Origin of the sequence: Dyella acidiphila (assembly GCF_014863405.1) — a bacterium.
In the GTDB taxonomy this organism is placed as follows: Bacteria; Pseudomonadota; Gammaproteobacteria; order Xanthomonadales; family Rhodanobacteraceae; genus Dyella_B; species Dyella_B acidiphila.
Genome location: NZ_JACZZA010000008.1, coordinates 260505 through 284254, shown reverse-complemented (window position 1 = coordinate 284254; position 23750 = coordinate 260505). Strand labels below are relative to the sequence as shown.

Sequence of the window (23750 nt, the reverse complement as noted above, 5' to 3'; positions counted from 1 at the left end):
GATGCCAACCGTACCCCCTGAAAAATCACAGGCCGCCTGGCGGCCGACGGACAATGCCGCACTGGGCCATCGTCTTTGGGCGATTGCAGAAGGCTACATTCCTTCCGAGACCCAGCACGCGGGTTCCAGCAGCCTGGCGAGCCACGAAACCGCATGCCTGCTGAATACCAATGACACTGACGCCAACATCTGCATCAGCATTTACTTTTCAAATCGCGAGCCGGTAGGCCCTTATCGCGTCATAGTGCCGGCGCGACGCACCCTGCACCTGCGTTTTGATGACCTGGCCGATCCCGAACCCATTCCCCGCGACACCGACTACGCAAGTGTGATTGTCTCTGACGTGCCCATTGTGGTCCAGCACACCCGACTGGATTCGCGCGACAGCGCCCTGGCCCTGATCTCGACGCTGGCCTACGCGGAACATCATCCATGAAACGGCGTGCTGACGTTGTCGTCATCACCGGTGCGTCTGCCGGTGTAGGACGAGCCACTGCGCATCGCTTCGCACGACACGGTGCGAACGTGGCGTTACTTGCTCGCGAAAGCCCTGCCCTGCATGGCGTCGCCAGCGAAATTCAAGCACTCGGGTGCAAAGTACTTGCGATCGCTGTCGACATGGCTGATGCCAAAGCAGTGGAGGAGGCCGCCATCCGTATTGAGCGAGAGCTCGGACCCATTGATATCTGGGTCAATGCCGCGATGGCGACCATCTTTGCGCCAGTCAGCGATATCACCGCCGACGAATTCCGGCGCGCTACGGAGGTAACCTACCTCGGGACCGTATACGGCACGTTGGCTGCGCTACGTAGCATGCGGCTACGCAATCGCGGCTGCATTGTCCAGGTGGGCTCGGCACTTGCCTATCGCGCCATTCCCCTGCAGTCCGCCTACTGCGCATCCAAATTTGCTGTCCGGGGGTTTACCGATTCGCTTCGGGTGGAATTGATGCACGAGCGCAGTCGGGTGCATATCACCATGGTGCAGTTGTCAGCGATCAACACCCCACAATTCGAATGGGCGCGCACGCCTCTGCCCAGGCAACCCAAGCCGGTACCACCTATCTTCCAACCCGAACTGGCCGCAAAAGGTATCTACTGGGCAGCCCATCATCGGCACCGTGAAGTATGCGTCGGGTTCCCAGCCTGGAAGGCGATCTTCTTCAACAAATTTTTCCCCTCCATCCTCGACCGCATTCTGGTGCGGGACGGATATGCAGCTCAAATGGACGAAGCGCCGTTGCCGAAGAAACGGTCAGGCAATCTGTTTGAGGCCGTGCAAGTGGACTATGGCGTGCATGGGCGATTTGATGGTCAGTCAAAATCAGGCAGTTTGCATTGGTGGCTTACGTCACACCGAAATGAACTGGTGGCTATGGCGGGGGCGATAGCGGGTTTGAGTGTGCTCGCCTGGGCCAGAAAGGGCCGGGACGATCGCTCACGGCAGGGGCTGGATTGAGGAATACTGCCTCTGGACATATCGGGCGAGGTCAAGGAACTTGGAACTCGTGAAACCCTAACGGGCTTGCATATGAAGTGGGTGGTCTTGCCCAATACATCGCTACCAAAGCTCCGCCCCCAGTAACGCTGCCAAATCCAGAACCGAAGAATCCGTCGCCGGCGCAGGCTGTCTCCATCCGTTGGCCTCACAGAGAGCCTCCATCACCAAGTTTGCCCGCTGCGCACGATGCGAATGCGTGCCAGCTAGGGCGTGCTCTCCGTGGTGTTCTACGATTTCCAGCAAGGTTGCGCTATGAATCAAGCCTAAGTGCGATAACGCCTGGGGAAAATTGCCTAGATGCCGCCCCGATCCCGGATCGACTTCTTCCGCATATAACCCCACGTCGTTTGCCTGGCTCAGCATCTTCTCGAGGCGCTCGCGCGCATCCTGAATGCGCCCTGCAAACAGGAGCGCATCCACCAGCCAGAACCCGCAGGCGACAAAACTGCCCTCCTTTGGCGCTCCGCCACTTCCTTCCCGATAACGATAAATACCGGTACCAGTATCAAGTTGACGACTCACTTCCTCGAGCGTTGCCTGCAAGCAGCCGGGGGGTAACGGGAAATCCAGGAAAGGCGCCCTCAAAGCCAATGCGTCGATATCGTTGCGATCGAATTGCTGTCGCAGATAGCCAGCGGTAGCGATGCCGTGCCGATGCACCTCCGTGACGATAGCATTCATCGTCTCGACGTAGGACTCGTATTGAAGCAGCTTTTGTGCGCGATCGAGCGCCACCCAACTCATCAACTTGCTATAAACATGATGCCCCGGTGCGCCACGGCCTTCCCAGAAATCACTGCACGGTTCACGCCAATGGGTGGCAACGTAATCCGCCGTACGCCTCAGAAGTGCCCGTTGATCGTCCTGTAATTCCACACCTAATGACTGGCGCAATAACATCCAGTCGAACAGTTCACCGAAGACATCAAACTGTTTTTGGCGATAGGCATCGTTCCCGACGCGCACGGGCTTGCTTTGGCTGAAACCTTCAAGAAACAGCTTTTCGCGTTCGACGAGCTCTCGCTCGCCGTGCAAGCCGTACACAATCTGGGAGGGAATGATGCCATCAGCGGCGTGCTGGAATACAAAGTGAAAGAAGGCTTCCGGCTCTTCGTGGTATCCCAGTGCGGCCAGGGCAAACAGTGTAAGTGTTGAGTCCCGCACCCAGCTCAAGCGATAGTCCCAATTCCGACGTTGACCGAGTACTTCCGGCAGCGAAGTGGTGGCCGCCGCAGCGATGGCGCCAGTAGGCGCGTACGTCAGCAGTTTCAATGTGAGTGCGCTACGCACTACCTCGGTCATGTACGGCCCCTTGTAGCGGCAGCGCCTGCTCCACTCCGTCCAGTAGGCCAAGGTAATTGCCAGCAGTTCATTGACGCTTGCCAACGCTACTTCGGTATCGCGCGGCATGGATGGCATCAAAATTAGCCGCGCGCGTTCGCCCGCACGCAAGCGCAAACGGCCATGGGCCCAGTACTCGTTTGCCTCCAAGCCCTTGTCGCAAAGCAGACAACCACCCTCCCACGCCACACCGCCGTGGATATTGCGCAGTTGTGCGGATCGTTCACCCCAGCTCAGACAAGGACGGAAGCTGGTCTCGAACGTCATCTCTCCCTGCGTAACATCGATCACCCGGATCAGCCAGTTTGGCGCCACTATTTGTACGAAATTTCCGCCTCCACCATCTGTGGGCGCGCGCCCAACGGGCATGAAATCAGTGATCACTGCCGCACCATGCTCACCGCGCAAACGTGTTTCCAATACGTTAGTGCCCGGAAGGTAACGCCGGCTGGTGCTGAATGCTTCGTCAGGGCGGGTATCGAGGTAGCCACCCTGCTTATCATCCAGCAGGCGGCAAAGTACCGGATCCGAATCAATATCCGGCAACGCGCACCAGTCAATGCGACCATCCGAAGCAATCAGGGCGATCCCGTGGCAATCGCCTATGACCGCATAGTCATTGATATTGTGGCAAGCCATGGCTCGTCAATCCGGAACAATCGAAATCCATAGCAAATGATGCCCTATCAGCCTCATGGAAACGCCATCTAACCAAGTAACGAACCTTTCTGTGTCGGCACATACCGTTCATCACCTGTTGTTGATGATGCCTTTGCGCAGCTGTGATAGACCAGCGCGTAATGTCCTCTCTGACGTCGTGAGAAGTCGACAAATCTCTTCAGCATCCCCACGAAAGAAACCGTGCTCATGCACGTGAGGGAGACCTTCTCCCTCTTTTTTTGCTTGACAATGATGGTTATCACGAAACGATGCATCGCCTTATCTTACGCTTGATCGCCCGTCGATCCGATGTGGATCAGATCATCACCACCCTATGTGATATGGAGGGTGTGGAGCGCATCAAATTAATGGATGATCTGATTCCTCAAATGGGCGAAGAAAGTCCCGCTACCACTTCACGGCCAGCCGATCTTCATCCAACCCTGTGCTCCATCGACATTGATGTGGCGGACGCCTCGCAGGTCCAGGCCGTACGAGCAATGGCCGAAATGGCGGCCCATGAGCGTGGCATCGATCCGGAATTCTTCGAAGATCATTAATCCGCTTCCGAAGCAAAATCAGCCCGAAGAAGAAGACGGTTTCTGCTCCGGGACGTTCTGCGGTTCATGCGGTGTGTTGGCATCGGGCTCCCGCTTCTTTTTGCTCCCCGGTAAGGGATGCGGCTCAGCGTAGCCTGACCTGCGTGGTAACTTTTCATCTTTCTGCTTGCTCATGGCGAGACCACTCCGTGAATACCTTGTGTGTTCAGAATGAACGCGATCGCGCACATTCTGCGTGAAAGAAACCCCTATTTGGTCAGCCTTATTTCATCACTCTGTGAAATCGTCTTTATCACATTTTGTCGCGCAAACTTAGAGGTGCTCGCTTACTGCCTTACCGAATCGAGCAAGTGGGGCCGGCGGTGCGGCTACCACTGGTCTATTCCTCTAACTCTCCTCAGACAGGAAAGTACGCCATGACCCATTCCACGCATTTCCTTTCGGCCTCGACGCTGACCGGCGACTCAGTCAAGAATCTCCAGGGTGAGTCCCTCGGCGACTTGAAAGACATCATGATCGATACCGACAACGGCACCATTGTCTATGGCGTGCTCTCCTTTGGTGGCGTGCTCGGCATGGGCGAGAAGCTGTTCGCTGTGCCATGGGAGGCCATCAAAATCGATGGTGAAAACAGGCAATTGCTTCTGAATGTCGACAAGGAACGGCTGAAAAATGCCCCGGGCTTCGACAAGGACAACTGGCCGAATTTCGCAGATACGCGATTCGCGACACAGATTCGGGAATATTACGTACGCTAAGTCGTTCGCCTAAGCACGCCACCTTCGATAGTTCGTCCCCTCCTACATTGCCATCACTCTCGCTCACACGGGAGTGACGGCAATGGAAGATTATTATTCTTGCTATTCGGACAACCAAGTCACCATGGCCACCTCAACGGCGATCGCGTCATATAGTCCCCCAGTGAAAACACCACCAGCAGCAGCGGCCAGCAGAAGCTGAAAATCGCCACGAACCGCAACAGATTGCTGCTGCTTTTCAGCCGCATGAACACCACCAGCACGATGCACGCCTGCGCTACCGCAATCGAGGTGGTGATCACCGTGATCCAGCCACTATGTGGCATCCACTGCGTCGCCGCAGACATCAGCAGCAACAGCCACAATGCTCCCATCGCCAGCAGATGACTGGCCAGCGAAGGAATGCCCTGCTCCGGCTTGTTCATGCCGAATGTCCCGCCAGGTAGATGCCGGGGTAGACAAAGATCCAGACGATATCCACCAGGCTCCAATACAGGCCGGCGATTTCCAGCGGCGTGTAGTAATGCGGGGAGAAGTGACCACGTCGGGTGCGTTCCGCGATCACCAGCAGCAATACCACGCCGATCAGCACGTGCAGGCTGTGCAGACCGGTAATGACGTAGTAAAGGCAGAAGAAGACTTCCATGGAATCCGCATCCGTGCCGTTCTGCAGATAGCGCACGGTGGGAATCAGCCCTTCGTGGTATTCATCCACGTACTCCATGCCATGCAGCACCAGGAACGCCACGCCGAGCGCAGCGGTGATGACAATCGCCAGGCACGCCGAGCGCTGTTTCGCCAGCTGGATTTCACGCAGGCCGACCGCCATGATGCAGCCGCTGGCCAGCAGCACGGCCGTCTCGATACTGCCCAGCAACAGGTCGGTGTGCCTGCTGCCATCGGCAAATCCGGCCGGAAAGCGCCAGCGGCACACGATGTAGGCCGCCAGCAGCACGCCGAAGAACAGCACTTCGGTGGCGATAAACGCCCACATGCCGAGCATGGCCGCTTCTTTCTGTTGCGGCGGATCGTCGAAGTGCTCGGCCAGGTGCGCGTTCATGCCTGCTCTTCATGCTCGTGATACGCATACGGCCCTTCGGTGACCACCGGCGTCTCCACGAAGTTGTGCTCCGGTGGCGGCGACGAGGTCATCCATTCCAGGCCGGCGGCCTGCCAGGGATTCGGACCCGCGGATGCACCGCTGCGCAGCGAACGCGCGAAATAGAACAGCGGCATCAGATAGGAAATCGCCAACACTACCGCACCGATCGACGACAGCACATTCAGCGCATGGAACTGCGGCGGATATTGGTGATACCGGCGCGGCATGCCCATATAGCCCAGCAGGTATTGCGGGAAGAAGGTGAGATTGAAGCCGATGAACATCAGCACGGCGGCGAGCTGTGCCATCCGTTCCGAATACAGCCGGCCGGTGATTTTCGGCCACCAGAAATGGATGCCGCCGAGATACGCCATCACCGAGCCGCCGACCATGATGTAGTGGAAATGCGCGACCACGAAGTAGGTGTCGGTAAGGTTCACATCCAGCGCCACCGCCGCCAGGAACAGGCCGGTGAGTCCGCCGAGCATGAACAGGCCGATAAAGCCCAGCGCGTAGAGCATCGGCGCGTGGAAATCGATGGTGCCGCGATAAAGCGTGGACACCCAGTTGAACACCTTGATCGCCGACGGCACCGCCACGATGAAACTGAGGATCGAAAACGCCATGCTGGCGTACATCGATTGCCCGGCTACGAACATGTGGTGTCCCCATACCAGGAAGCCGATAAACGCGATCCCCAGCAGCGACCAGGTCATGAAGCGATAGCCGAAGATGCGCCGCCGCGCACCGCAACAGATCAGCTCGCTGACCACGCCCATCGCCGGCAGGATCATGATGTACACCGCCGGATGCGAGTAGAACCAGAAAAAATGCTGGAACAGCACCGGGTCACCGCCCAGGGAGGGATCGAAGATGCCGACCCCGAACAGGCGCTCCAGCCCGATCAGGCACAAGGTCATCGCCAGCACCGGCGTGGCCAGCATCATCACGATGCTGGTGGCGTAGATGCCCCAGATAAACAGCGGCAACCGATACCAATGCATGCCCGGTGCGCGCATGGTATGGATGGTGACGATGAAATTGAGCCCGGTGAGGATGGAGGAAAACCCCACCACGAACACGCCGACCACCGCCAGGATCACATGCGAATCGGAGAACATGGTCGAAAACGGTGTGTAGAAGGTCCAACCCGTATCCACACCGCCGAGCAGCAGGCAGGCGATGGTGAACAGTCCGCCCACCATGTAGAGGTACCAGCTGAAAAGATTCAGCCGCGGAAACGCCAGGTCGCGCGCGCCGACCATCAGCGGCACCAGGAAATTGCCCAGCGTGGCGGGAATCGACGGAATCAAGAAGAACCACACCATCACCACGCCATGGAAGGTGAAGGTCTTGTTATAGGTTTCCGCCGACATCAGGCGACCTTGCGGGTCGATCAGGGTCAGGCGCATCAATGCGGCGGCGACTGCGCCCAGAAAGAAGAACAACGTGATGGATGCGGCGTACAGCAGCGCGATGCGCTTGTGGTCGGTGCTGAGCAGCCACGAACGAAGCGTATGTCCGCCCTGCCACAGATAGCTGCGGCGCAGCGGACTGTCGCGCACGAAAACATCAGTCATGAGAACTCCTGTCCTGGCTTGCGGCAGGCGGCGCCGGACCGATCGAACGGATATAGGCGATCAGGGCGAGGATGCCTTCCTCGTCGACGCGATGCTGATATGTCGGCATGATCGGCGTGTAGCCCTGCACGATCTTGCTGGCCGGAAACACGATGGATTCGCGCAGGTAGGCATCGTCCGCCTGCACCACCGTGCCGTCGTTCAGATGCACCGGCATGTTGTAGAGGCCATGCAAGTCAGGCGCTCGAATGCCGGATTGCGGATCGTGGCAACCGCTGCATCCCATCTGCACAAACAACTGACGTCCGCGCTGTTCCGGCGTCATCGCCGTGACCGAGACCAGCCAGCGCGCATAGTCACTGGCCGGCAGCACCGAGACCGTGCCGAGCATGGCGGCATGGTTGGTGCCGCAGTATTCAGAGCAATACAGCTGGAAATTGCCGGCCTGCGTCGCCTTGAACCAGAGCTGGGTATACCGCCCCGGCACCACGTCCTGCTTGATGCGGAAGGCAGGGATGTAAAAGCTGTGCACCACGTCTTCCGAAGTCATGATCAGGCGCACCGGCTTCCCAAGCGGAACATGCAGCGCATCGATCTCGCGCCGCCCGTCCGGATGCTGCACTTTCCACATCCACTGTTTGGCGACGACATAGATGGTGAGGCTGTCCGCCGGGGGTGAACGCAGATGCACCCACAGACGGATGCTCCAGGCAAAAATGCCGACGAACAGCAGGAACGGAATCAGGGTCCAGGCCAGCTCGATACCCATCTGCTGCGCAACCGGAATGCTGCGATCCGCCTTGCTGCCACGCCGGTAGACGATGCACATGCCAATCATCACCGCGAACACGCCGATCGCGACCACGCCGCAGAGAATCACCATCGCATCGAACATATGATCGATCGAGGGTGCGAAACTCGACGCCTGCGGCAACCGCACGACGCTCATGTGGGTGCCTTGCGGCCGGGCCGGCGCAGCACGGCGAATACCAGCACCAGCAGGCTGAGGAAACCTACGCCGAGCCACTGCATCACACGTACCACGGTGATCGTATGGCGGCCGGTGGTGGGATCGTAGCCGCAGCACAGCAGCACCAGCTGATCCACCAGACTGCCCAGCGTATGCCGCGAGGCTGCCGCCACGTCCTGGCGCAGGGTTTGCGGCGCGTAGCTCACACCCAGCAGGTATTGATTGATGCGGCCGTCGCCACGCGCCACGATCGCTCCGGCCGGATGCGCGTATTGCTTGAGCTTTGCATCGTAGACGTAGCGATAGCCTGCCGCGTGGGTCACCGCCTGGATTGACGCTTCGCTTCCCACCAGAAAATGCCATGCACCGACACCGTTATTGCCTTTCATCAGCGCCAGCTTCTGTTGCTTCTTGGTTGCGTCGGCAGCGGATTCGGAAGGGTCGATGCTCAGGAAAATCACGCTCACATCCTTGCCCGGCTGCAAACCGGCCAGGTCCAGCGAGTACGCCATCGCCTGCAGGGTCGTATCGCAGAGATTGGGGCAGCTGAAGTAGCCCGGCATCAGTACGACGGGACGGTCATCGATCCAGTGCGACAGCGGTGCGGTTTGTCCATTCGCATCCGTAAAGACTGCATCCATGGGCAATTGCGCGCCGAGCTGCTGCTGTATGCCGACGCGATTGAGCAAGTCGCGCGGCGGCGGTGGTGCCGCTGCATACGCCACCGTTACCTGCGCGAACAGCATGGCGAGGATCAGCAAGCATCGTTTCATGGATGGGCTCCGTCATTCGGCGCGGATGCAGCCGGGCTGGTTTTCTGTGCGGCCAGCAGTGTCATCGCCCGCTCGATCGGGATGTGCGCGGTCCCTTTCGACGGATCGATCCAGCCGTAGCTTTCAAGCTGCGTGTGCTGCACGCGGTACAAGGTGATGCGATCCACGGGGGGCACCGCCTGCAGGCGCGGGGATGACGGGATGTCCTTCGCCGGTATCGGCGGATAACGTGGCAACACACGCTGCCACAACGCGTACATCGCGGCCAGGATCAGCACCAGCAGCACCACGAACACCGCGCCCAGCCGGAACAGCGCCAGCGTGTCCGTACCATCCTGCTCGTGGCGCCGGGCGTTCATGCAGTCTGCCTTTCAGTGATCAGCAATACGCGATAGCGCATCGCGCACAGTCCAAGCAGACCGGCGCACAGAAACAGATCACTCCATGCCGGTGCGGTGCCTTTTGCCATCACCCCGGGCAGGATCAGCCACGCCGTGTTGATGCCTTGTGCAAGGAAAGTGACCGCGGCGATGACGATCAGTACACGCGCGGATGACTTCGCCCGGCCGGACAGCAAGGTGAAGAATGGAATCACCAGACCGAGTATCACCAGCGCGATCGCCACGCCCTGCCAATCCGTCGTCACCCGCGGCAGATACCACGCTGTTTCCGACGGCTGATCGGCAACCCACGCGGTGAGGTAATCCATAAAGCTCACATACGCCCAGCCCAGCACCATCGCCAGCAACAGACTGCCGAAGTCACGATGCAGGCGCGTACCGGATGCCGGCTGCCTGCCCAGCCAGATACCGGTCGACAAGGCAAACGCAACCAGCAACTGGCTGCTGAAGACCAGCAAGCCGATATCGGTGGAATGCCAGCGCGGCACCAGCGACATCACCCAGTCCACTGCCAGCACCGACACCGTAATCACCATCAGCAGCAAGCTGCCAGCCGCGAAGCCAGCAGATATCTGCGCATCCCGGCGCAGCAGCATGCGCACGATGCCGTACCACAGGAGGAAGTCGATCAAGGTCCGGCACCACAAGCCGGTGGCATTCAGATACCAGCACTGTCGCGCGATATCCGGATCGATCCTGGCGACATCCGCCTGCAGCCACGGAAACAGCGTATGCATGCCCAGCAACAAGGGAATCGCCGCCACCGCCACCCATGGAAACAACCGCGCTGCCGCCAGCCACTCGGCGCGCAGGCAATCGCCCCATCCGCCGCCGGTCAATGCATGGATCAGCAACAGCGAAACACTGCCAAGCGTCACCGCCAGCACAAACAGCCAGCACGCGAGATACGTCAGCAGCGCATGCTGCAGATGGCGATGCGAGAGTAGAAAGCCGATCACAATCAGGGCCACGGGAATCAGCCACGCGAAAACCCTGCCCGCCATGCTTGACGCCTGCACAACCTGCTTCACTCTCGCCCACCTCCATGCTGCGCGGGCACGCCCGCTGCATGCAGGGCGACCACATCACGCGGCTGCAGTTGCGAGACGGTGACATGCTGGCTCAGCTGCAAGGCGCGGATATAGGCAACGATCGCCTGTCCATCGCCCTGGTTGACGCGATCGGCAAAGGGATACATCACGCCGTAGCCGCGCTGGATTGCCTGCGCAAGCCCGGCATCGCTCGCCTGCATGATCGACGGATCGGTAAACGGCAACGGCGCGGGAAAGCCGCGCTGTACCACCATGCCATCGCCTGCTCCGGACAGGCCGTGACAGGCCGCGCAATAGATGTCGTAGCGTTGCCGGCCACGCTGCAACAGGGCGAGATAGCTGCCGGCATCCGTAAGTTGATATGCAGCGGCGGTTTCCGTTCTGCGTCCACTCGAGGTCGCCGCCGCACTACCGCTCGCTGCGGCCACCGTGCCCCACGGCGGCCTTCTGCTCGCGTTGCCATCGGCAAACAGTTGGCTCGGCGCACCGGGCCGGTAATACGGCTGGTCGTACATGTTGTGCATGCCGCGCTCGCAGGCAGCCAGCGACAATAGCGCGAACCATACGGCGACATGTCGCGCCTTCATCGCGGCACCTGGTCGATGCTCAGCGGATGCAGCGAACGCAGCAGGCCGAGGATGTGCTCGGTGTCTTCGCCGGATTGCGCGTTCACCACCAGGGCAAATTCATCCTGGCTCACCCGCACAAATCGTTCGACATGGAACACCGGGTGATACCACTGCGGCAGCCGGTTGCCGATCAACATCGCAAGTACGGCAGCGCCGGCAGCAAACAGGAAAGTCATTTCAAGCGCAGGCGGAATAAACGCCGGCCAGCTGGCAAACGGGCGCCCGCCGACGCGGATCGGATAGCTGATGACGGCGGCGTAGTACTCCAACGCCAGCGTGCCGATGCCGCCGATCGCGCCACCGGCAAACGCTGCCCATGCCACGCGGTGGGACGGTGGCTGTAACAGGCGATCCAGTTCATCCAGCTTGCACGGTGTATAGACTTCAAGCTCGCGATAGCCCCGCGCCTGCAGAGTGCGCACGGCTTCGATCAGCGCGCTGCCGGTGCCGAACAGCGCCATGCAACCGTAATGTTCGACTTTGTCGCTCATGAGCCGGCGCCCTCTTCCGGCGTCGCCAGCTTGCGCAGTTCCACCATCGACAGCACCGGCAGCCAGCGGATAAACAGCAGGAACATCAGCAGGAACAGACCCATCGAACCGGCCAGGAAAGCGATATCCCACTGTGTCGGATAGAACATGCCGTGACTGGACGGCAGGTAGCCGTGGTAGAGACTGCCGACAATCAGCATGAAACGCTCCAGCCACATGCCGACCAGCACCAGCAGGCCGATCACGAACACCACCACCGGCATGCGGCGGATGCGTGGCGACCACAGCAACTGGATCGACATTACATTGCAGGCCACCACCGTCCAGAACACCCAGCCATAGGCGCCGCCAAGGCGTGCGGCGATGCCGGCGATTTCGTAACGGTCGCCGCTGTAGTACGCCATGAAGATATCGACGGCATAGCCGTAATCGACGAACAGCCCCGCGGCCAGCATCATCTTCGCCAGCTTGTCGAGATGGGTGTCGGTGATGAAGTCCTGCAGGCCGAACCAGTAACGCAACGGAATGCCCAGCACCAGCGCCATCGCAAACCCGGAAAAGAACGCGCCGCCGACAAAGAACGGCGGGAAGATGGTGGAGTGCCAGCCCGGCAGCATGCCTTCCGAGAAATCCAGCGCGACCATGCTGTGCACCGAAAACACCAGCGGCACCGCCAACCCGGCCAAGATCAGGCTGAGACTTTCAAAGCGCTGCCAATGCCGTGCCTCGCCGCGCCAGCCGAGCGCCAGCAATCCGTAGAACACCTGCTTGCCGCGTGTGGCGGCGCGGTCGCGCAGGGTCGCCAGGTCCGGAATCAGGCCGACATACCAATACATGATCGATACCAGCAGGTAAGCAAGGATGGCGAAGAAATCCCACACCAGCGCACTGCGCCACTGCGGCCATACATCCATGCGGTTGGGATACGGCGCCAGCCAGTAGAAAAACCACGGACGCCCGAGATGGAAAATCGGGAACAGGCCGGATACCGATACCGCGAACACGGTCATCGCTTCGGCATAGCGATTCAGCGACGAACGCCAGCTCTGCCGGGTCAGGAACAACGCGGCGGAAATAAAGGTGCCCGCCATGCCGATCGCGATCCACCACACGTAGTCGGTGATCGCAAACGCCCACGCCACCGGAATATCGATGCCCCAGATCCCCACGCCCCTGGCAAGCAGGACAATCACGCCGACCACAAACCAGCCGCTGAGCAACAGCGCAACGATCATGGCCAACCACCACGGCCGGCTATGCGGATGCTGCAGGGCCAGGTAGCTGACCCGCGCGGAGATCGCCGAATACGCGTTGCCAGGGCGATGCGCGGTCACGCATCGTCTCCAAGTGCCGGATTCGGATTACGCACCGCGGCGAGATAGCTGGTGCGCGGACGCGTATTGAGCTCGGCCAACAGGTCGTAGCGGCGCGGCGATGCCTTGGCTTTCGCCACCTCGCTGTGCGGATCGCTGATGTCACCGAAGCGGATCGCCTGGGTGGGACAAGCGGCCTGGCAGGCCGTGACGATATCGCCATCGGCAATGCGACGCTGCGCCTTGTCCGCCGTGATATGCGCTTCCTCGATGCGCTGGATGCAGTAGGTGCATTTCTCCATCACGCCGCGATTGCGCACGCTGACATCCGGATTGCGCTGGGCTTTCAGCGATTCCGTGGTCAGGTCGCTGAACTGCAGGAAGTTGAAGCGGCGCACCTTGTACGGGCAATTGTTGGAACAGAAGCGCGTACCGATGCAGCGGTTATAGACCTGCACATTCAGGCCTTCCTGATCGTGCACGGTCGCGCCGACCGGGCAGACCAGTTCGCACGGTGCGTGTTCGCAATGCATGCACGGCACCGGCTGGTGATGGATGGAGGGATTTTCCGGCGAGCCTGCGTAGTAACGGTCGACGCGGATCCAGTGCATCTCCCGCTCGCGGCGCACCTGATCGGCGCCCACCACCGGAATATTGTTTTCCGCCTGGCAGGCAATCGAACAACCCTTGCAGCCGATGCAGGCGTTGAGATCCACCGTCATGCCCCAGGCGTATTCGCCAGGCGGCTGTTGGGGATAAAAACTGGGTGGCGTCACGTTGTCGCGCCCAACGATATCCGGCTCGGCCATTAACTGCGCCAGCGTTACCTCGCGCACCGGCGCCGGCGCTTCCATCTGGAAGTGCTGCTGTGTGCCGGCCAGTTCGACGCTGCGCCCGGTTTTGGTGATCGTTACACCCTGCGCTGCCCATGCCTGCGCAGACGAACGCAAGGGATAAGCATCAAAGCCAAGGTTGCTGCCGACACGCCCTGCTGCGCGCCGCCCATACCCCAGATGCACCGTGATGCTGCGCCCGGCCTGTCCCGGCATGATCCATACCGGCGCCTCCAGCTTGCTGCCGCCATGCTCCAGCGTGATGACATCACCGTTGTGCAACGCATAGGTGGCGGCCAGTGCGGGACTGATCAGCGCCGCGTTGCTCCAGGTCAATTGGGTAAGCGGCTTGGGCAATTCCTGCAGCCAGCCATTATTGGCGTAGCGGCCATCCCACACCGTGGGGTCCGGGCGAAACGTCAGTTCGAGTGCATCGTCCGGCTGCCGTGCGGGTTGCCATCCGGCAAGAAATTCCCGCTGCGTGGGCGGCGGCATGGCGGCCGCTGGCGCGGCAAGTGCGATGCCCCTGCCAAGACTGTGCTGCCACGCCGCCGCATCCGCATCGCCAAGCGTCGCTTGCCAATGCTGCTGCACGATCGACAAACCATCCTGGGTGGTGTCACCCATCAGCAACGCAAGCAATTCATGCACCGAACGTCCCTGATACAGCGGTGCAATCAACGGCTGCACCACGCTGGTGGTGCCGTCCTGTGCGCGCAGGTCCGACCAGTTTTCCAGCGTGTGTGTGGCCGGCAGGTGCCAGTCCGCCAGCGCTGCCGTCTCATCGACATACAGCCCCCAATGAATCAGCTGCGGCACGTCTTGCAGCAGCTCGGCAAAAGGCAGGTCGGCGGGGGCGCTATAGGCAATATTGCTTTCCAGCACGATCAATGTCTCCACATCGTCGCGCCGCAGCGCCATGCAGAGGTCGGCCAGGTTTCCGCTGCTGCGGGGATTGCCTTCGAGGTAGTCAACGGTCTTGCCGGCATTGCCGAGATGCTCGTTGAGCACATGCGCCAGGGCATGCACCGGCGGCGGTTGCGATTCACCGGCCATCACCAGGCTGCTGCCGCGATGGGCAAGCAGATCGGCGGCGACTGCCTTTACGCGCGCCGCGGAGACACCGCTTCCTCCGATCGCCTTGCTGCCATTCACGCCCAGCTCTGTCGCCAGTTCGCGCGCAAACACGGCGATATCCGCCGAGCGCAAGGTCCAGCGATGATCGGCCATCGAACCGGTCAGCGACGGTGTTGCCTCAGCCACATACAGGCGGCTCATCGGCGACGATGGATCTCTTCGGCCGGCAAATGCACGCGCATGGGCAACACGTCCGGGCATGTCGCCGAGAAAATCGGCTTCGAGCGAAAGAATCACGTCCGCATGCTCGATGTGATACCGCGACACCATCGGCTTGCCGAACGCGAGTTGTGCGCCCTGCTCCGCGTTATCGTCGGCCACCGGTTCGTACTCATGCCAGGATGCGCCGGGAAAGCGATGCAGCAAGGCATCACGCTGTGCCATCGACGTCGGTGACTGCAGGCGTCCGCTGAGTACGTAGAGACCACTGCCATCCTGGCCGCAATCCATGCGCAACTTGGCCGCGACCTGCGCAAACGCATCCCAGCTATCCGCATGTCCGCGATGCAACGGCTGCTGCGAACGATCCGGGTCCCACAGTTCCAATACCGCCGCCTGCGGCAGCGGTCCGGTTGCACCGAAACTGGCGGGATGCTGCGGATTGCCTTCGAGCTTGGTCGGCCGCCCGTCGCGGCTTTCCACCAGCACGCCGAGCACATCGCCGCCATACGCCAGCGCGGTGGCGTAAAACTGCGGTACGCCCGGTGTCATTCCGTTCGGTTGGCTGATCCACGGCACCAGCTTGCCGCCAGGTGGTCCGCTGCAGGCAGCCAGTCCACCGAAGGCCAGCGATGCGCCCAGCAATTGCAGAAAATGACGCCGGTCCATCGACATCACGGACGCCAGCTGTGGCACTGCATCGCCAAGTTCGCGGCGGAATACCGGATCATCCGCCAGTTCTTCCAGCGCGCGCCAGAAACGCGCACCCGTGGAACCCTGCAGGCGTTTGCGGGCCTGCCCCAGCACGGATGACGGTGTCAGCGATGACATAGCGAGCAGTCCGTCATGCGCGAGGTATTGATCTGGTATTTCCGGACGAGATCAAGCCCGAGTTGCTGCTGGTTCTCTGCATGCCAGCCCATGTCGAACACATGTTCGCGCGGACGCAGATAGTTCTGCGGTGCGCGATGGCAATCCAGACACCACGACATATTCAGTGTCGCCACCCGGCGCGTGAGCGGCATCTGATCCACACGGCCATGACAGGATTCGCAACCCACGCCCTTGGCGATGTGGATGCTGTGATTGAAGTAGACGAAATCCGGCAACTGGTTGATGCGGTTCCAGCGCAGTTCGCCTTTGCCATTCCAGCTATCCCGCACCGGCTGCAACATGGACGCATCGGTAAACAATTGCGAATGACAGGTCATGCAGGTGGAAACCGGCGGGATGCCGGCAAACGCCGAAGACTCCACGCCGGTATGGCAGAAGCGGCAATCGAGGCCGACATCATCCACATGATGTTTGTGACTGAATGGCACCGGTTGATTCACCGGCTCCGCGATCCGGTGCGGATCCGTCACCACACCGCGCCACGCAAAGCACGCCGCGCCGATCACGATGGCCAGGCCCAGCAGCGCCAGCTTCGCGTAAAGCCCGATACCTTGATGAAAGATCTGGCCCATGGTTTACGTCGTGTGCGCACGGCAGACTGGCATCGCAGCGGCGTCAGGTGATGACGGTCGGCCGCTCGAAATCAAGCTGCCTGGCACCCGTTTCCAGCACGGCGTTGGCGGCGCGTGGCAGGATATCCTCGGTGCCGTCGATCACGACCAGGATGCGACCCGCCTGCACCTCGCCTTCGAATTTGCGGCTGGCCGGATCAGCCACCGCGGAACCGGCCAAGGCGGTGGACCATGCACCCAGCACACTACCGCCTGCGGCCATCGCAAACGCGCCGGCAACGGTGATGCCCAACGGTGGAATGGCCACCGCCACCAAGCCAGCTACCAGTCCAACCACCGCCCCGCCTACCGCACCTTTGGCGGCGGCCGGATAGAAGTCCCCTTCGACGATCTTGCGGTCGTCGGGAATCATGTCGGATTTGTCGGAGCGAGCAATCAGCGAAATATCGTCATCGGGAATGCCGGCCCCCCGCGCCTGCTCCATCGCAATACGTGCAGCAGGCATGTCACCTACGCTAAATACCAGTCTCTTTTTCAAGGGAAGACTCCTCGGTCGCCCGGAATCACGCGCAGGGTGTAGACCTCAAGAGGGTTGATGAAGCGGCGCCACCGCTGCGAATACACGCCCGCGTTCAATCAGCGCTTTTTGCAATACCGGTTGCGCCGGACTGAGCATGGCGGGTTCGCCGGTGACAATCAGCGTGCAGTGTTTTTCCTCGTCTTCAAGATATGCCTGGCGTTCTTCTGGGTGATGGCGCTGACCGGGATTCATGGAGTCAGGAGCCCGATGTCGAAGGCGTAGGCAGGATTATCTGTTTGGCTGGCGACTGCACGCTCTGCGTGGGCTGTGGCGCACGACTGGAGGAAGGCGATACTGACGGCGGAGTCGAGGGATTAGTCGCCGGCACGCGCTTTTCACTACAGGCAGCGATTATCAGCAACATGGTCGCGCACGGGATTAACGTGATGCATTCAAGCACTATTTTCATGCGGAACATCTCCTTTTTCACGCTTCTCGATTCATCACGAAAGCAGTGTGAGTGGCCACGCTTGAAGAAAACGCATGCAGCAAGTAAAGGTGTCATGCAGTAACACTGCCTTGCGATTTTGGATACTTCATGTAAACGAACTCCGCGTTATGTCTTATCGCTCTGGCAATGGAGGACACCATGAGCAGCACCAATCAATACAGCATGCGCGATCCCACCACCCAATATCCACGTCCCCCTTTCGAAGAACAGCCTCAGCATGCCCCTGGCTTGGCCAAGGACATGAAGCCACGCCCGGATCATGGGGAAGACAGCTACGTGGGATTTGGGCGACTGAAAGGACGCAAAGCCCTCATCACCGGCGGTGACTCGGGCATCGGGCGCGCGGTGGCAATTGCTTTTGCGCGCGAAGGCGCCGATGTCGTGATCAACTACTTACACGAGGAAGAGGAGGACGCGCAGGAAGTGCTGAAAATCATGCGCGAAAGCGGCGTCAGTGCGCATGCCATGCCGGGAGACATCAAGGAAGAAGCTTTCTGCGAGAAACTCATCGCGACGGCGGTGAAGGAAATGGACGGTCTCGATATTCTGGTAAATGTCGCAGGGAAACAAACCTGGCAGGACAGCGTGCTGGATATCACCACTGAACAGTTCGACGCCACGTTCAAGACCAATGTCTATGCGTTGTTCTGGCTATGCAAGGCTGTGATTCCGCATTTGCCGCGGGGGGCCACCATCATCAATACCGCCTCCATCCAGGCTTACGACCAATCACCTATCCTCGGCGATTACGCACCTACCAAATCCGCCATCGTCGGCTTCACCAAGGTCCTGGCGAAGCAGCTGGCCAGCCAGGGTATACGCGTCAATGCGGTCGCACCGGGGCCGATCTGGACGCCCTTGCAACCCTCGGGCGGCCAGCCGCAAAAAAAAGTAATCGAATTCGGTAGCAATATACCGCTTGGCCGCCCTGGACAGCCGGCAGAGCTGGCATCGATTTATGTCTTCCTTGCGTCTCAGGAGTCGAGCTTTGTGACAGCAGAAGTGTTTGGGGTGACGGGTGGACATCCGTTGCCGTGAGGGGAGCAGCGCATGCTCGCCCCTTGCGAGAAGCAAAGAGGAGGGCCATCGTGCATCACTCCCCTTTGCTTCAAACACTATACTTCTCAACACTGTTTCTTCGCAGTGGTCAACGCTATTCCCTTTCCTGAAACTGGACCTACCCGCTGCCGTCGATGCCATCAAGCAAGGAGTCGCAGGCGTTATGCACTACCGGCAAGGACAGCGCCGATAGAGCACTATTGTCTATCACTTCTTGATATAACGCCCGGAGGCGTTTTTCCCCACTTCTCACTTCCTCTATAACCACAGGGCGGCCGGCGCGCGCAGCGCCGGGAAGATCATTGAAAACCCGATATGCCGAGACCGATGTCGCACCGGCTTCGGGAGTTCCACCCAACGCGTCGAGCTGCTCCAGCAAATTTGTGGCGATGATCTTGCGTTCGGTCGCACGCTGCAGGAACACGTTGCGAAGATCCTCGTCCTCCAAATACGCAGCTGCCCCCTGATACGCGTCAGCGCTAACGGTGGTGGCATCGATCAAGGTGGTAAGGATGCCGATGTCGCTTTCGGGGTCAGCCATGGACGTACCTCGTTCAGGCGTCAAGAAGCAGGTATTCCGCGGTCGTTGCACAGCCGCCGGGCTGCAGCGCAGATGTGGCCGGTGGTAAATCCGTATTCGCGAATCATGACCTCACCGCTGGCCGAAGCGCCGAAGCGATCAATGCCGACCACCACGCCCTGCTCACCGACATATTTTTCCCAGCTTTGCGGCGATGCCATTTCCACGGCCACACGGGCGGTCACGTCTGGCGGCAGTACGTTATGGCGCTCCGCTTCGGAAAGCGCATCAAACAGCCGGCTGCAAGGCATGGAAACGCAGCGCACAGCGATTCCCTCTTCGCTAAGCCGTTCAGCGGCTTGAAGGATGAGGCTGACTTCAGAGCCGCTCGCGATGAGAATCAGCCCAGGCTTTCCATCCGCCGCATCGCGCAGGATGTAGCCGCCCTGTCGCAAGCCATCGGCAGAAGCGCAGACATTCCGGTCCAGCGTGGGCACGTTCTGCCGTGTCAACACCAGCAATACAGGCCGGTCCTGGCTTTCGATCGCGACCCGCCAGGCTACGGCTGTTTCATTGGCATCGGCCGGGCGGATTACCAGCAGGCTGGGAATGGCACGCAGACCCGGCAACTGTTCCACCGGTTGATGCGTCGGACCATCCTGGCCCAGCGCGATACTGTCGTGGGTAAACACATGCACCACATGCAGACCCATCAACGCCGCCAGCCGAATCGGCGGCCGCATGTAATCGGAAAAAATCAGGAAGGTGGCGCCATAGGGGATGAAGCCGCCATGGGCAGCGATCCCGTTGACTATCGCACCCATCGCATGTTCGCGTACACCGAAGTGGATATTGCGCCCGGTATACGCCCATTGCGTTTCTGTCGTATCCAGCGGCTCAAGTTGCCCTGTAGGTGGCGGATCGAAATCACCTTGATGCTCGAGCGCGGTCTTGGTGGAAGGATCAAGATCAGCGGAGCCGCCAACCAAAGCAGGTAGCTTCGACGCGATCGCATTCATGATCTTACCGGACGCTTCGCGCGTCGCCATACCTTTGGGGTCGGCATCGAACTGCGGGATATCCGCATCCCAACCCGGGGGCAGTTGACCGACCAGACGGCCATACAATTCTTGGTACAAGTCGGGATAAGCGGTCATGTACGCCGTCATCCGTTGCGTCCATTCGTCTTCGAGGTCCTTGCCGAGCTTTGTCGCCTCGCGCATGTAGGTGAAAACCTCGCCCGGCACGAAGAAATCTGGCTCAAGTGGCCAGCCAAGCTTCTCCTTGGTGGCGCGCACATTGTCTTTGCCCATGGCCGCACCATGGACCTTGTAGCTATCCTGCAACGGCGAGCCGAATCCGATATGGGTGCGGACTTGGATCAACGAAGGCCGCGCCACTTCACGCCGCGCCTGCTTCAATGCCTGCTCAAGTGCCATCAGGTCGTTGCCATCTCTAACCTTGACGGTATGCCAGCCATACGATTCGAAACGCTGGGCGCAATTTTCGGTAAAGGTGACATCCGATTTGCCGGCCAATGTCACCTGGTTGTCGTCATAGAAGCAGATCAGCTTGCCCAACTTCAGATGCCCTGCCAGCGATGCGGCCTCTGAGGCCACACCTTCCATCAGATCACCATCGCTCGCCAGCACGTAGGTGTGATGGTCGATCATCTTGTAGCCATCGCGGTTGTAGCGCGCGGCCAGATGCGCTTCAGCGATCGCCATGCCGACCGCATTGGCAAAACCCTGCCCCAGCGGCCCGGTGGTTGTTTCAACACCTGGTGTATGGCCACGCTCCGGATGCCCTGGGGTACGGCTTCTCCATTGCCGGAATTGCTTTAGATCATCCAGCGTGATGTCATAGCCGGTCAGGAACAATAAGGCATAGAGCAGCGCCGACCCGTGGCCGGCCGACAGCACAAAGCGATCCCGGTCCGGCCACTCAGGATGGTTCGGATTGTGCTTGAGGAAATGCGACCACAAGACATAGGCCATTGGCGCGGCATCCAACGGCAGGCCGGGATGGCCGCTATCGGCCTTCTCCACCATATCGACGGCGAGAAAGCGAAGGGTGTCGATGCATTGCTGATCGATATTTGACATAGGCGTTTAGGAAGCCGGCAAACAAGGATTCGCTTTGGGGCGTAACTACGGAGCCGAGCCCGCATGGCTGCTCTGCGTGTCCTCCAAACAACCATGATGCCCACAGTCACATTCTTCCTCGGTCACGCGCGCACCGAGCCGGTTGTCGTTGTAGCGACAGGATTCGCTGCAATATTCCTGCTGGTTATCGATCATGCATTCGCAGGGCGTATACGCACACTTGTGGTCACTTTGCATGGTGCTCTCCTCATCGTGGCCTGGGCGGCTCATTCCGAGTCCCGGTCGCTGCTGGAAAATAGCCCCGCAAATATTTGCCGCGCGCTTTGCCTTACTACGCCCGCGCGGTCAGGATCGTTCTTCGCCATGGCGGTCATGTACGCCTTGGCTTGGCTCCAGGTGATGTGCGGCGGCAGCGGAGGGACGTCCGGATCGGTGATGAACTCGATCACCACCGGTCGGTCCGCTCGCAAAGCTTCATCCCAGGCGGCACCAATCGCCTCGGGATCCGTCACGCGGATGCCTTTGAAACCGAGCATCTCTCCGTATTTGGCATACGGAAACTCTTCCACGTCTTGCGCGGAGGGGAATTTGGGGTCGCCGGCCAGCGCGCGCTGCTCCCAGGTCACCTGGTTGAGGTCGTGATTGACCAGCACCATCACGATGAACTGCGGGTTCCTCCAGCGCGACCAATATTGCTTGACGGTGACCAACTCCCCATTGCCATTCATCTGCATCGCACCATCGCCGACAATGGCAATCACGGGGCGATCGGGATAGGCCATCTTGGCCGCAATCGCATACGGCACGCCGCCGCCCATGGTGGCCAGCTTGCCGGACAGTGAGGCCTTCATGCCCCGGCGCATTTTCAGATCCCGCGCATACCAGTTGGTATGCGAGCCACAGTCGCCGCACACAATCACGTTGTCAGGCAGGCGTGGCGACAATTCCCAGAATACCCGCTGCGGGTTGATGGGGTTGGCGGGCTCCATCGCCTTGGCTTCCAGCTTACGCCACCATTTGCGTACGTTGTGTTCGACCTTCTCACGCCAGTCGATGTTGTCGTTCTGCTTGAGCAGGGGCAACAGTCGCGCCAGCACCTGAGCACTGTCGCCGACCAGATTGCATTCGGTGGCATATCGCATGGACATATTGCGCGGCGAACGGTCAATCTGCACGGCCTTCGCCGTACCATCTTCCGGCAGGAATTCCGAGTAGGGAAACGTCGTGCCGATCATCAGCAACGTGTCGCATTCGTTCATCAGGTCCCAACTCGGCTTGCTGCCCAGCAGGCCAATCGAGCCAGTGACATACGCCAAATCATCCGGTACCGCCGCCTTGCCTAGGAGTGCCTTGGCGACGCCGGCGTTGAGCTTTTCGGCCAGTTGGATCACCTGCTCCGTCGCGTCCAGTGCACCGGCGCCGACCAGGATGGCGTGACGCTTACCTGCGTTGAGAATCTGGGCCGCATGCTGGAGCTCGGCGGTGGTCGGCACCGGATGCGGCGTGGCATAGCCGACACCGGAATAGACATTCCCATGTGTGCGTGGTGGGCTATCCACAGCATCAAGTTCTTGCACGTCGTTGGGAATAATCACGCAGGTCACCGTGCGCTCCGCCGCCGCGATACGCATGGCCCGGTCAATGACGTGACGGGCCTGCGCGGGTGAAACGATGGTTTCTACGTAGCTGGCGACATCGCGGAACAGCATTTGTAAATCCACTTCCTGCTGGTAGTCGCTACCTAGCGCCGCACGTGCCTGCTGCCCTACGACGGCCATCACCGGCATATGGTCCATTTTGGCATCGTAGAGACCATTCAGTAGATGGATGGCACCTGGTCCCGAGGTGGCGAAGCAGACACCTACTTCACCTGTGAATTTCGCATGCGAGCAGGCCATAAACGCGGCCATTTCTTCGTGCCTGACGCGAACGTAGTCGAAGCGATCAGCTGCGCGCCCCATCGCCCCCATCAGGCCATTGATGCCATCGCCCGGATAGCCAAAGACGCGTTTCACGCCCCAGCTGGTGAGCCGCTCCAGGATGAAGTCTCCGACTTTGTCGGTCATGAGTTGCTCCGTATAGCAGTGCATACAGCTCGTGGGGAGCCGCGGCGAACGATGGCGGAAACCTTGCAACCTCGGCAGTTCTGGATAAGTGAAAATAAAATAGCCGCAGCGAAGACGTTCTAATCCGTCGGACTGACATCATCGATGTGATGGCGACTCAAATTGCATCACGCCATCACGTGGCGGCAACACAAGGCGATGTTAGTTTTCCCTTGCATCGTCCGCAGCGCCTTGAGGCGCCCCT

Annotated in this window: 24 protein-coding genes; 5 read left to right on the top strand and 19 right to left on the bottom strand. The window is 60.0% G+C overall.

Translation table 11 applies throughout. From position 1 onward, the window contains the following. Position 1 precedes the first annotated feature (1 nt). Entirely contained in the window at positions 2–436 is a 435-nt protein-coding gene (locus tag IGX34_RS14285; protein ID WP_192556391.1) for a sensory rhodopsin transducer, read from the top strand. After that, a complete protein-coding gene (locus IGX34_RS14280) occupies positions 433–1458 on the top strand; it encodes an SDR family oxidoreductase (RefSeq protein ID WP_192556390.1) in 1026 nt (341 codons plus the stop codon). Before IGX34_RS14285 ends, IGX34_RS14280 begins: the two co-directional genes overlap by 4 nt. A 102-nt stretch (positions 1459–1560) precedes the next feature. On the opposite strand, the gene IGX34_RS14275 is transcribed toward IGX34_RS14280, so the two are convergent. Continuing rightward, on the bottom strand, positions 1561–3480 hold the full coding sequence (locus IGX34_RS14275) for a glycoside hydrolase family 15 protein (RefSeq protein ID WP_192556389.1): 1920 nt from the start codon (positions 3478–3480) through the stop codon (positions 1561–1563). Between the two features lie 332 nt (positions 3481–3812). Here IGX34_RS14275 and IGX34_RS14270 point away from each other — a divergent pair, with 332 nt between their 5' ends. Continuing rightward, the gene (locus IGX34_RS14270) at positions 3813–4061 is read left to right on the top strand and encodes a hypothetical protein (protein WP_192556388.1); all 249 of its coding nucleotides are present in this window, start codon (positions 3813–3815) and stop codon (positions 4059–4061) included. 18 nt (positions 4062–4079) lie between these two features. Here IGX34_RS14270 and IGX34_RS14265 read toward each other — a convergent pair whose 3' ends face one another. After that, entirely contained in the window at positions 4080–4235 is a 156-nt protein-coding gene (locus tag IGX34_RS14265; RefSeq protein ID WP_192556387.1) for a hypothetical protein, read from the bottom strand. Positions 4236–4477: 242 nt separating this feature from the next. Here IGX34_RS14265 and IGX34_RS14260 point away from each other — a divergent pair, with 242 nt between their 5' ends. Continuing rightward, positions 4478–4819 carry a PRC-barrel domain-containing protein gene (locus IGX34_RS14260; protein WP_192556386.1) on the top strand — a complete coding sequence of 114 codons (342 nt, stop codon included), beginning with the start codon at positions 4478–4480 and terminating at the stop codon, positions 4817–4819. A gap of 119 nt (positions 4820–4938) precedes the next feature. On the opposite strand, the gene IGX34_RS14255 is transcribed toward IGX34_RS14260, so the two are convergent. From IGX34_RS14255 to IGX34_RS14190, 14 genes are read right to left on the bottom strand one after another with little or no spacing between them, the layout of a single operon-like run. Further along, entirely contained in the window at positions 4939–5244 is a 306-nt protein-coding gene (locus IGX34_RS14255) for a cytochrome C oxidase subunit IV family protein (RefSeq protein ID WP_192556385.1), read from the bottom strand. Then, entirely contained in the window at positions 5241–5879 is a 639-nt protein-coding gene (locus IGX34_RS14250) for a cytochrome c oxidase subunit 3 (protein ID WP_192556384.1), read from the bottom strand. Before IGX34_RS14250 ends, IGX34_RS14255 begins: the two co-directional genes overlap by 4 nt. Continuing rightward, entirely contained in the window at positions 5876–7501 is a 1626-nt protein-coding gene (ctaD, locus tag IGX34_RS14245) for a cytochrome c oxidase subunit I (RefSeq protein ID WP_192556383.1), read from the bottom strand. The genes IGX34_RS14250 and ctaD overlap by 4 nt, the downstream gene beginning before the upstream one ends. Next, positions 7494–8450 carry a cytochrome c oxidase subunit II gene (gene coxB, locus IGX34_RS14240; protein WP_192556382.1) on the bottom strand — a complete coding sequence of 319 codons (957 nt, stop codon included), beginning with the start codon at positions 8448–8450 and terminating at the stop codon, positions 7494–7496. Before coxB ends, ctaD begins: the two co-directional genes overlap by 8 nt. Then, entirely contained in the window at positions 8447–9244 is a 798-nt protein-coding gene (locus tag IGX34_RS14235; protein WP_192556381.1) for an SCO family protein, read from the bottom strand. The genes coxB and IGX34_RS14235 overlap by 4 nt, the downstream gene beginning before the upstream one ends. Continuing rightward, complete coding sequence (locus IGX34_RS14230) at positions 9241–9603, bottom strand: hypothetical protein (protein WP_192556380.1); 363 nt, start codon at positions 9601–9603, stop codon at positions 9241–9243. Before IGX34_RS14230 ends, IGX34_RS14235 begins: the two co-directional genes overlap by 4 nt. Further along, positions 9600–10649, bottom strand: coding sequence for a hypothetical protein (locus tag IGX34_RS14225; protein ID WP_192556379.1), 1050 nt, complete (start codon positions 10647–10649; stop codon positions 9600–9602). Before IGX34_RS14225 ends, IGX34_RS14230 begins: the two co-directional genes overlap by 4 nt. 23 nt (positions 10650–10672) lie before the next feature. Beyond that, positions 10673–11284, bottom strand: coding sequence for a c-type cytochrome (locus tag IGX34_RS14220; RefSeq protein WP_192556378.1), 612 nt, complete (start codon positions 11282–11284; stop codon positions 10673–10675). After that, the gene (locus IGX34_RS14215) at positions 11281–11817 is read right to left on the bottom strand and encodes a DUF3341 domain-containing protein (protein ID WP_192556377.1); all 537 of its coding nucleotides are present in this window, start codon (positions 11815–11817) and stop codon (positions 11281–11283) included. Before IGX34_RS14215 ends, IGX34_RS14220 begins: the two co-directional genes overlap by 4 nt. Beyond that, positions 11814–13151, bottom strand: a complete 1338-nt coding sequence (gene nrfD, locus IGX34_RS14210; protein ID WP_338015474.1) for an NrfD/PsrC family molybdoenzyme membrane anchor subunit — start codon at positions 13149–13151, stop codon at positions 11814–11816. Before nrfD ends, IGX34_RS14215 begins: the two co-directional genes overlap by 4 nt. Further along, positions 13148–16090, bottom strand: coding sequence for a TAT-variant-translocated molybdopterin oxidoreductase (locus tag IGX34_RS14205; protein WP_192556376.1), 2943 nt, complete (start codon positions 16088–16090; stop codon positions 13148–13150). Before IGX34_RS14205 ends, nrfD begins: the two co-directional genes overlap by 4 nt. Further along, the gene (locus tag IGX34_RS14200) at positions 16078–16725 is read right to left on the bottom strand and encodes a cytochrome c3 family protein (RefSeq protein ID WP_192556375.1); all 648 of its coding nucleotides are present in this window, start codon (positions 16723–16725) and stop codon (positions 16078–16080) included. Before IGX34_RS14200 ends, IGX34_RS14205 begins: the two co-directional genes overlap by 13 nt. Positions 16726–16768: 43 nt before the next feature. Further along, positions 16769–17263 carry a hypothetical protein gene (locus tag IGX34_RS14195; RefSeq protein WP_192556374.1) on the bottom strand — a complete coding sequence of 165 codons (495 nt, stop codon included), beginning with the start codon at positions 17261–17263 and terminating at the stop codon, positions 16769–16771. 45 nt (positions 17264–17308) lie between these two features. Beyond that, positions 17309–17497: a hypothetical protein gene (locus IGX34_RS14190; protein ID WP_192556373.1), complete on the bottom strand. Its 189-nt coding sequence runs from the start codon at positions 17495–17497 to the stop codon at positions 17309–17311. A gap of 397 nt (positions 17498–17894) precedes the next feature. On the opposite strand from IGX34_RS14190, the gene IGX34_RS14185 reads away from it, so the two are divergent. After that, a complete protein-coding gene (locus tag IGX34_RS14185) occupies positions 17895–18794 on the top strand; it encodes an SDR family oxidoreductase (protein WP_192556372.1) in 900 nt (299 codons plus the stop codon). 139 nt (positions 18795–18933) lie between these two features. On the opposite strand, the gene IGX34_RS14180 is transcribed toward IGX34_RS14185, so the two are convergent. The 3 genes from IGX34_RS14180 to IGX34_RS14170 form a co-directional block, all read right to left on the bottom strand. Further along, complete coding sequence (locus IGX34_RS14180) at positions 18934–19356, bottom strand: PA2169 family four-helix-bundle protein (protein WP_192556371.1); 423 nt, start codon at positions 19354–19356, stop codon at positions 18934–18936. A 20-nt stretch (positions 19357–19376) separates the two neighbouring features. Next, positions 19377–21440: a transketolase gene (tkt, locus tag IGX34_RS14175; RefSeq protein ID WP_192556370.1), complete on the bottom strand. Its 2064-nt coding sequence runs from the start codon at positions 21438–21440 to the stop codon at positions 19377–19379. A 266-nt stretch (positions 21441–21706) separates the two neighbouring features. Continuing rightward, complete coding sequence (locus IGX34_RS14170; protein WP_192556369.1) at positions 21707–23506, bottom strand: thiamine pyrophosphate-requiring protein; 1800 nt, start codon at positions 23504–23506, stop codon at positions 21707–21709. Positions 23507–23750: the final 244 nt, after the last annotated feature.

Coding starts and splice junctions, on each gene's coding strand:
- IGX34_RS14280 (WP_192556390.1), top strand. CDS start 433: ATGAAACGGCGTGCTGACGTTGTCGTCATCACCGGTGCGTCTGCCGGT.
- IGX34_RS14170 (WP_192556369.1), bottom strand. CDS start 23,506: ATGACCGACAAAGTCGGAGACTTCATCCTGGAGCGGCTCACCAGCTGG.
- IGX34_RS14180 (WP_192556371.1), bottom strand. CDS start 19,356: ATGGCTGACCCCGAAAGCGACATCGGCATCCTTACCACCTTGATCGAT.
- IGX34_RS14285 (WP_192556391.1), top strand. CDS start 2: ATGCCAACCGTACCCCCTGAAAAATCACAGGCCGCCTGGCGGCCGACG.
- IGX34_RS14230 (WP_192556380.1), bottom strand. CDS start 9,603: ATGAACGCCCGGCGCCACGAGCAGGATGGTACGGACACGCTGGCGCTG.
- tkt (WP_192556370.1), bottom strand. CDS start 21,440: ATGTCAAATATCGATCAGCAATGCATCGACACCCTTCGCTTTCTCGCC.
- IGX34_RS14190 (WP_192556373.1), bottom strand. CDS start 17,497: ATGAATCCCGGTCAGCGCCATCACCCAGAAGAACGCCAGGCATATCTT.
- IGX34_RS14250 (WP_192556384.1), bottom strand. CDS start 5,879: ATGAACGCGCACCTGGCCGAGCACTTCGACGATCCGCCGCAACAGAAA.
- ctaD (WP_192556383.1), bottom strand. CDS start 7,501: ATGACTGATGTTTTCGTGCGCGACAGTCCGCTGCGCCGCAGCTATCTG.
- IGX34_RS14220 (WP_192556378.1), bottom strand. CDS start 11,284: ATGAAGGCGCGACATGTCGCCGTATGGTTCGCGCTATTGTCGCTGGCT.
- coxB (WP_192556382.1), bottom strand. CDS start 8,450: ATGAGCGTCGTGCGGTTGCCGCAGGCGTCGAGTTTCGCACCCTCGATC.
- IGX34_RS14205 (WP_192556376.1), bottom strand. CDS start 16,090: ATGTCATCGCTGACACCGTCATCCGTGCTGGGGCAGGCCCGCAAACGC.
- IGX34_RS14265 (WP_192556387.1), bottom strand. CDS start 4,235: ATGAGCAAGCAGAAAGATGAAAAGTTACCACGCAGGTCAGGCTACGCT.
- IGX34_RS14185 (WP_192556372.1), top strand. CDS start 17,895: ATGAGCAGCACCAATCAATACAGCATGCGCGATCCCACCACCCAATAT.
- IGX34_RS14235 (WP_192556381.1), bottom strand. CDS start 9,244: ATGAAACGATGCTTGCTGATCCTCGCCATGCTGTTCGCGCAGGTAACG.
- IGX34_RS14225 (WP_192556379.1), bottom strand. CDS start 10,649: ATGGCGGGCAGGGTTTTCGCGTGGCTGATTCCCGTGGCCCTGATTGTG.
- IGX34_RS14260 (WP_192556386.1), top strand. CDS start 4,478: ATGACCCATTCCACGCATTTCCTTTCGGCCTCGACGCTGACCGGCGAC.
- IGX34_RS14255 (WP_192556385.1), bottom strand. CDS start 5,244: ATGAACAAGCCGGAGCAGGGCATTCCTTCGCTGGCCAGTCATCTGCTG.
- IGX34_RS14215 (WP_192556377.1), bottom strand. CDS start 11,817: ATGAGCGACAAAGTCGAACATTACGGTTGCATGGCGCTGTTCGGCACC.
- IGX34_RS14275 (WP_192556389.1), bottom strand. CDS start 3,480: ATGGCTTGCCACAATATCAATGACTATGCGGTCATAGGCGATTGCCAC.
- IGX34_RS14200 (WP_192556375.1), bottom strand. CDS start 16,725: ATGGGCCAGATCTTTCATCAAGGTATCGGGCTTTACGCGAAGCTGGCG.